Here is a 3,706-nt window from a genome sequence, read left to right as displayed (position 1 = left end):
CCTTTTTGTACAAGGAAAACCCGTTCTACCGATTTGCCGAGCACCTGTTCGTGGGCATCTCGGCCGGCTACGGGGTGGCAGTCTACTGGAACAACGCCATCGTGCCCAATCTTTTCGTGCCGCTGTTTCAGCAGCATAACTGGTGGTTCATCATCCCCGGCCTTTTGGGAATGATGTTCTTCTTCCGTTTCAACCAGAAGACCGGCTGGCTGATACTCATTCCCATGGCGGTGTTACTGGGCACCAGCAGCGGGATGAGCCTGGCCCCGACGGTTCAGACCAACATCCTTAAGCAGATGCAGAGCGCCCTGGCCGACGCCACCAACCTTAAACTCGGCGGTTGGGGCCTGATCTGGGGCATCGTCACCCTGTTCGGGGTGATCACCACCCTAAGTTACTTCTTCTTCTCCCGGGAACAAAAAGGCCTGTTGAGGGTCTCGGCCAACATCGGGGTCTGGTTCATCATGATCGGTTTCGGGGCCAGCTTCGGCAACACCGTGATGGGCCGCATTTCCCTGCTGATAGGCCGGGTGCAGTTCCTGCTGACCGACTGGATACACATCATCAAGTAACTGGAAATTGGAAAATAGGAAATAGGAAATAGGAAATTTGATCCTGGCTGTTCTGTGAAACATGCGATCGTTTCCTATTTCCCATTTATTTAATTCCTATTTATTTATTTAAATCTATGGCAAACAACACCGACAAAATAGTCTGCCGCTGCGAGGACATCACCGAGTCCGAGGTCCTGGCCGCCATCGAACAGGGCGCCACCACCGCCGACGAGGTCAAGCGCCTGACCCGGGCCGGGATGGGCCACTGTCAGGGGCGCACCTGCCGCCGGCTGGTCAACCAGATGCTGGCCAGGGCGCTGGGACAAAAACCCGAGACCCAGCGGCCCATCACCCAGCGGGCCCCGCTGCAGCCCCTGACGCTCAAAGCCCTGGCGGAGTACAAAGAATCATGAGCGCTCACAAGTCAGACGCCGTCATCATCGGCGGGGGCATCATTGGAACGGCCTGCGGCTACTATCTTTCACAGAAGGGCCTGAAGGTGGCGATAGTGGAGCAGGGATATCTCTGCTCCGGCTCCACCGGGCGCTGCATCGGAGGCATACGGCAGCAGTTCACCTCGTCCGGCTCCATCAAGCTGATGATGGAGAGCGTCAGGCATTTTCAGAACATGGAGCAGGAGCTGGGAACCGACGTCCACTGGCACAACGGGGGATATCTCTTCCTGGCCCACAGCCCCGAGAAAAAACAGGCCTTCCTGTCCAACATCGCGGTCCAGCAGGCGGCGGGGCTAAAGGACGTGCGCTGGGTGGATGCCGATGAATGCCGGGAGATAGCCCCGGGAATGGACGCCGCCGGGCTTTTGGGCGGCTCCTACTGTCCCTCGGACGGGCAGGCCTACCCCTTTGCGGTGGTTCAGGGCTATGCCGGAAAGATCAAGCAATCCGGCGGCAGCATCCACACCTTTTCCAAAGTATCCCAGATCCTCCAGCAGGGGGGAAAGGTTACCGGGGTCAAGACCGATAGCGGCCGGGAATTCTCGGCCGGAGTGGTGATCAACGCGGCCGGCCCCTGGTCCAAGGACGTCGGCCAAATGGCCGGGATCGAGATCCCGGTTGAGGCCGAGCGGCACGAGGCCCTGATCACCGAGGGGGTGGAGTATCTGAACATCCCGATGCTGGTGGACTACCGGGCCGACGGCGGGTATTTCCAGCAGTACAAACACAACGGGCAGTTCATCGGCTGTTATTCCCCGGTTCCCAATGTGCCGGGCCATTCGGTTGATTCCACCTTTGAGTTCCTGCACCAGATGCCCAAACGGATGCTGAAACTGGTTCCGGGGCTTAAGGACCTGAAAGTGATCCGGCAGTGGGCCGGCAGTTACGAGAACACCCCGGACGGCAACCCCATTTTGGACCGCACCGGCCTGGAGGGGTTCTATACGGTGGCCGGGATGTGCGGACACGGCTTTATGCTGGGCCCGGCCATGGGGCGGGTGGCGGCGGACCTGATATTTTCCGGCGGCAGGGATATGCCGTACCCGGAATTTGCCCTTAAGCGGGACTTCTCCCAGGCCGAGGCAATGAAATAGGGGCTTATTCAAATAAGCCCTTTTTTCTTTTGGGACCGCATGGGACGCGGATTAACGCGGATTTATTATTTTAACAAAATAATATGTTAAGACTGACTAAAGTGAAAAGGAATTGTATGGGAACTGACTTTAACATTGAAGCAGATTATTACGATTTATTCGAAGCAAAAAATGCAAAGATGCACGAGTCTCTGAATAAATTCATGATAGATTTCTTTCATGCCCGTAATATTCATAGTGTGTTGGATTTTAGCTGCGGAACCGGGGCACAAGCCATACCTCTGGCAGAAGCTGGTTTTAACATTACGGCGGCAGATATTGCCGATAAAATGCTTGACCTTGCCCGGGAGAAGGGAAAACACTGCCAGATTAAGTATATTAATGGCGATATGAGAAGCTCGCATATTGGCATATTTGACACCTGTATCTCTATTCTAAACAGCACAGGGTACTTATCAAAATCGGATTTCATTTTATCTTTGAAAAACATAAAAGAAAATCTAAAACCGGGCGGATATTTTATATTTGACAATACTAATCGTGATTGTATTGACAGCGGCCACCTTCTGACCCATGAATTAATTGATACTGTTGCAGAAATAAACTCTAAAAAACTTGTAAGATTTGTTACTGCTAATTACGATAAGAGCAAAGGGATAGTAACCTGGGATTGGCGGGTGTCTGTGCAGGAAGGCTGTGCCCCAATTAGTCACAGCTCTGGTAAATGGATAAGACAGACCTATAGTAAGGGTGAGTTAAAAGATATCCTCTCAAAACAGGGTTTTATTTTAGAAGCTATTTATGATAGAACTTTGATCGAATTTAATGAAAGTAACAGCTTTGCCTTCTTTGCTATTGCAAAAAGAGAATGATGGTCTGACGAGTTTATGGTGACGACCTGCGAATTATGTTTAATGCCTGTCTAACTTGCTCCATAAAAGTAGAAAGAATATAGTGGGTCTGGCAAAAACGCAAGTATAGGCTCAATTACGTTCTTTTCTTTTTGTACCGCCAAAAAGAAAAGAACCAAAAGAAAAAGCTCGTCGCTTAAAACTCTCCGAGCCACGCTTACGCTAAAGCTTCAGCGGGCCCGCGTTGCGCTTCTCGTTGCTGGCGGGCTTGTCTGAACTCGGGCTTTGGCCAAGCCCTCAAACAGGCCAGACAAGCTTTTTCCGCCATCAACTGCGATGCTCACTGATCGTTTTAACGCGACATACCGGGGTTGGCACCGGGGGTTCAACCAGTTTCCTGAGCTAACGGGATAGGCAGTTTATATTAAATACTGTCAAGAATATATTAACAAAGCATGACTAAAACGTTACAAATATTAGTACTCCTGTCAACCATGCTGGCGCTGCCAGGCGCGGCCGCTCCGGCTGACATTCAAAAGGCTTTATCCCTGCAGCAGGCCGGAGAACCGGAGCAGGCCCTGATGCTGTTGGACAGCCTGGGGCTTGATTCCTCGGCCTTTTATGCCAGAGCCGGCCTGCTGATCTCATTGAAGCAATATCCCCAGGCTTTGAAAACATTGAACCGGGCGGTGACCCTGTGGCCCTCCGATGATCCTGATGTCCGCTGGCAAAGGGCCTACCTCTACCAAAAG

Annotated in this window: 5 protein-coding genes; all 5 read left to right on the top strand. The window is 52.3% G+C overall.

Annotation, left to right across the window (positions count from 1 at the left end; genetic code table 11):
* On the top strand, positions 1-572 hold a 572-nt coding region (locus Q7U71_00075), incomplete at its 5' end, for a hypothetical protein (GenBank protein ID MDO9390157.1).
* A gap of 116 nt (positions 573-688) precedes the next feature.
* A complete protein-coding gene (locus tag Q7U71_00070) occupies positions 689-967 on the top strand; it encodes a (2Fe-2S)-binding protein (protein MDO9390156.1) in 279 nt (92 codons plus the stop codon).
* The gene (locus tag Q7U71_00065; GenBank protein MDO9390155.1) at positions 964-2,103 is read left to right on the top strand and encodes an FAD-binding oxidoreductase; all 1,140 of its coding nucleotides are present in this window, start codon (positions 964-966) and stop codon (positions 2,101-2,103) included. Before Q7U71_00070 ends, Q7U71_00065 begins: the two co-directional genes overlap by 4 nt.
* 116 nt (positions 2,104-2,219) lie before the next feature.
* Positions 2,220-2,975, top strand: a complete 756-nt coding sequence (locus Q7U71_00060) for a class I SAM-dependent methyltransferase (GenBank protein MDO9390154.1) — start codon at positions 2,220-2,222, stop codon at positions 2,973-2,975.
* A 434-nt stretch (positions 2,976-3,409) separates the two neighbouring features.
* Positions 3,410-3,706: hypothetical protein (locus Q7U71_00055; GenBank protein MDO9390153.1), on the top strand; the 297-nt coding region annotated here is incomplete at its 3' end.

The sequence above is a fragment of the bacterium genome (assembly GCA_030655055.1).
In the GTDB taxonomy this organism is placed as follows: domain Bacteria; phylum Edwardsbacteria; class AC1; order AC1; family EtOH8; genus UBA5202.
The sequence above is the reverse complement of the archived record's forward strand: the minus strand, read 5'-3'. Positions and strand labels throughout refer to the sequence as shown.

What these genes read in the sequence shown, in the direction of transcription:
- Q7U71_00070 (MDO9390156.1), top strand. Translation starts at nt 689, where the DNA reads ATGGCAAACAACACCGACAAAATAGTCTGCCGCTGCGAGGACATCACC.
- Q7U71_00065 (MDO9390155.1), top strand. Translation starts at nt 964, where the DNA reads ATGAGCGCTCACAAGTCAGACGCCGTCATCATCGGCGGGGGCATCATT.
- Q7U71_00060 (MDO9390154.1), top strand. Translation starts at nt 2,220, where the DNA reads ATGGGAACTGACTTTAACATTGAAGCAGATTATTACGATTTATTCGAA.